Source organism: Enterobacter cloacae complex sp. S3, from assembly GCF_014930495.1.
Taxonomy (GTDB): Bacteria; Pseudomonadota; Gammaproteobacteria; order Enterobacterales; family Enterobacteriaceae; genus Enterobacter; species Enterobacter asburiae_B.
This window is the reverse complement of record NZ_JADBRD010000068.1, coordinates 1-3575: the sequence shown is the minus strand read 5'-3', so window position 1 is coordinate 3575 and position 3575 is coordinate 1. Positions and strand designations below refer to the sequence as shown.

4 protein-coding genes are annotated in these 3575 nt (G+C 54.3%); 1 reads left to right on the top strand and 3 read right to left on the bottom strand.

Translation table 11 applies throughout. The features are described 5' to 3' along the window. Positions 1-380, top strand: a 380-nt coding sequence (bcsG, locus tag IM317_RS22985; RefSeq protein WP_193362537.1) for a cellulose biosynthesis protein BcsG, incomplete at its 5' end; no start/stop codon positions are given. 51 nt (positions 381-431) lie between these two features. Here the strand turns inward: bcsG and IM317_RS22980 are convergent. From IM317_RS22980 to murB, 3 genes are read right to left on the bottom strand one after another with little or no spacing between them, the layout of a single operon-like run. Then, the gene (locus IM317_RS22980) at positions 432-1424 is read right to left on the bottom strand and encodes a glycosyl hydrolase family 8 (RefSeq protein ID WP_033146879.1); all 993 of its coding nucleotides are present in this window, start codon (positions 1422-1424) and stop codon (positions 432-434) included. A 16-nt stretch (positions 1425-1440) separates the two neighbouring features. Then, entirely contained in the window at positions 1441-2403 is a 963-nt protein-coding gene (birA, locus tag IM317_RS22975; protein ID WP_033146880.1) for a bifunctional biotin--[acetyl-CoA-carboxylase] ligase/biotin operon repressor BirA, read from the bottom strand. After that, positions 2400-3428, bottom strand: coding sequence for a UDP-N-acetylmuramate dehydrogenase (gene murB / locus IM317_RS22970; RefSeq protein ID WP_033146881.1), 1029 nt, complete (start codon positions 3426-3428; stop codon positions 2400-2402). Before murB ends, birA begins: the two co-directional genes overlap by 4 nt. Positions 3429-3575 lie beyond the last annotated feature (147 nt).

Sequence of the window (3575 nt, the reverse complement as noted above, 5' to 3'; positions counted from 1 at the left end):
AATCAACGGGGAGCAGGTCACCTGAGCACGGTGGTGCGCTGAAAGGTGACAGAATGCAGGTGTCGGGTCTGCGTGATATCCCAAGCCCGTCCATCACCAACGTGCCTGCCGGCATTAAATTCTTTGGTATGAAGGCACCGCATCAGGGCGCACCGATTGAGATTACACAGCCAACCAGCTATCTGGCGATCTCAGAGCTGGTTGCCCGCGCCGTTGACGGGAAGCTGTTTGTGGAGGATAGCGTGAACTGGGATCAGCTCACCAGCAACCTGCCGCAAACCGCAGAAGTCTCAGAGAACGCTAACGCGGTCGTCATTCAGTATCAGAACAAACCGTACGTTCGCCTGAACGGCGGGGATTGGGTACCGTATCCGCAGTAACACGGTATGACGACGTCCCTCTCCCCATCGGGGAGAGGGATAATGTCGACATTATTGCTGGGCGATCCACACCAGCATTTTCAGACTTGCCGAATAGTAGTCGTCTTTAGAGGTGATTTCGGGTTCACCGGAAGACTGCCCCATCGTGAAATCACGTACAGCCAGCAGGCCGCCTTCCATCATGTAGGGCGCATATTCGTTGGTCGCGACGTTAACCCAGGCGGGAGTTTGTTCCCGGGGGAACTGGCCGAACCAGGCCTTCCACAGCGTCAGCAGTGGGCTTTGCTTATCAGACCAGGCAACGTACAGCGGAACACGAATCGCGTCATAGCTCATTCGCGGCGGCCAGCCTTTGGCAGGAGCCAGCTTGCCACCTGATGCCAGTGAAACCCAGTCAGTGGGCAGATTCGCTTTACCCGAGCCCATTTTCCCCAGCAGGCGTTTCCCGTCCTTAATCAAATCGCGCCAGACCGGCAAATGGCTGCGTCTGGCGAAAGCTTGCCAGGCCGGAAACACGAAATAGGAAGGATTAAGGACGACTTCACCCTCAAGCTTAAACCCCTGGACGCCGGGCAGCATCACGCGGTAACCGGCATAGCGGATTACGCTGTGGTCAATCAGTGCTTTGGTAATTGCATCCGATGCGGCGCTGTAGCGCTTGTCATGCCAGCGGGCGTCGGCTTTCAGCAACGCCCAGGCAATCAGCACGTCGCCATCTGCAGCGTTGTTTTTGTCGGCGACCGGGTTGGACTCTGCGGGGTTATAGCGCCAGTAAAACAGACCATTTTCTTTGTTCTTTAGCCGACGGTCTGTCCATTGCCAGAGCTTATCGAACGTGGCTTTATCGTCGTTGGCCACCGCCATCAGCATGGCAAAACCCTGACCTTCCGTATGCGACACGCCGCCATTACCGGTATCAACAATACGGCCTTCCGGTTTGAAAAAGCGGGCCTTGTAACTCTCCCAGGCCCGATCCGCATGAGAGAGAGGCGAAAACAGCACACTCATCATGACGGCCAGCGTTGCGCAGACGGGTTTTCGCATAATTAACTCGATCCGGTTATTCGGCACTTCGCAGTGAAATCTCACCGCCCATCCAGGGTTTGATCACGCCATCCTGCTCAAGAAGCAGCGCGCCCTGTGCGTCAATACCGCGCGAAGTTCCGTAGATCTCTTTATCACCAATCAGCAATTTCACCGGGCGGTTGATGAAGTTATCCAGCTTTTCCCAACGAGACAGGAACGATGCCAGCCCTTCCTGCTCAAAAAGCGTGAGTGAACTGCGCAACTCTTTAATCATACGCACGGCAAGGGTGTTGCGATCGATGACGATCCCCGCCTCCTGGAGGTTAGTCCAGGCCTGATTCACCACATCATTTTGTACATTGCGCATTACCATGTTGAGGCCTGCGCCGATGACGATTTGCGCCGCATCGCCCGTTTTTCCCGTCAGTTCGACCAGAATACCGGCAAGTTTACGATCGTTGAGGTAGAGGTCATTAGGCCATTTAACGCGTACTTTATCCGCCCCCAGATCGTGCAGCACTTCCGCCATGACGATGCCGATGACCAGACTCAGACCAATGGCAGCGGCCGGGCCCTGCTCGAGTCGCCAGTACATGGACAGATAGAGGTTAGCGCCAAATGGCGAAAACCATTTGCGACCGCGACGGCCGCGACCGGCCTGTTGATATTCAGCAACGCAGGCATCGCCGGATTTCAGCTCAGGCAGACGATCCAGAAGATACTGGTTCGTCGAATCAATCACCGGCAGCACCGCAACATTGCCGTGTCCGATCTGGCTGCGGATCGCTTCTTCATTCAGCAATTGAATCGGCTCCGGCAGGCTGTAGCCCTTTCCGGGAACCGTGAACACATCAACACCCCAGTCGCGAAGCGTCTGGATATGTTTATTGATAGCAGCACGGCTCATGCCAAGCTGTTCACCCAGCTGCTCGCCAGAATGAAACTCGCCGTCAGCAAGGATGCTAATCAGGGTTAAGGGAACGGTATTGTCCTTCACGCGATAGCCTCCACGGCATTAACTTCACCTGTGCAGCCAATGAAGCGAACTTCTGGCTCCAGCCAGACGTTAAATTTTTCGCCCACACGCTGACGAACATAATGAGCCAGCTGTACAACATCATCGCTGGTCGCATCGCGCTGATTAATCAGCACAAGAGCCTGCTGCTGGTGAACGGCAGCACCGCCTACTGAAGTGCCTTTTAGCTGGCATTGATCGATAAGCCATCCTGCGGCAAGCTTCACGCTGCCATCCGCCTGAGGGTAATGTGGCGCGGCTGGCCATCCTTCAAGAAAGACTTTTGCATTTTCGCTGCTGATAACCGGGTTTTTGAAGAAGCTTCCTGCGTTTCCGTTTACTTTTGGATCGGGAAGTTTGGTCATCCGCATATGGCAAACGGAATCAAAAATGTCGCGGGCGGTTACGGTAGCCGGATCGAGACGCGTTAAATCCCCGTAGGTCAACACGGGCTGCCAGTCCTTCGACAGGCGCAGGCCCACGGCAACAATCACGTAGCGATCCTGATATTCATGTTTGAAAATACTGTCACGATAGCCAAACCGGCACTGTTCCGCCGTTAAACGCTTTGCCGTTCCGGTCGCCAGTTCGATGCAGTCGACATATTCGCAGACATGTTTCAGTTCGATGCCGTAGGCACCGATGTTTTGAATAGGTGACGATCCGGCGCAGCCTGGAATAAGCGCAAGGTTTTCCAGGCCCGGCATCCCTTTTTCGAGGGTGAATTGCACCAGATGATGCCAGTTTTCTCCGGCCCCCACGTGCAGGTGCCAGCTGTCGGCACGCTCTTCCACATCAATTCCCATGATGCGGTTAACGATCACCGTTCCCGCAAAATCATCGAGAAACAGGACATTACTTCCTTCGCCCAGAATCAGTACGGGTTCGTTATTTTCAGTTGCGCTTTGCCATGCATCCAGCAATTGCTGTGCAGTATCGGCACGTACAATTTGTTTAGCATTGCGTTGAATGCCAAAGGTATTCCAGGGCTTAAGGGAGTGGTTCATAGACGCTATCCTGATGCAAAAACGCAGGTAGTTTACCGTATAAGCAGGGCGTTGGGGGATTAGTTTGTGCAGCCTATAAAAACGCAAAAAGGCCATCCTTGCGGATGGCCTTTCTACTTATTTGACGCCTGGCAGTTCCCTACTCTC

What these genes read in the sequence shown, in the direction of transcription:
- IM317_RS22980 (WP_033146879.1), bottom strand. Translation starts at nt 1,424, where the DNA reads ATGCGAAAACCCGTCTGCGCAACGCTGGCCGTCATGATGAGTGTGCTG.
- murB (WP_033146881.1), bottom strand. Translation starts at nt 3,428, where the DNA reads ATGAACCACTCCCTTAAGCCCTGGAATACCTTTGGCATTCAACGCAAT.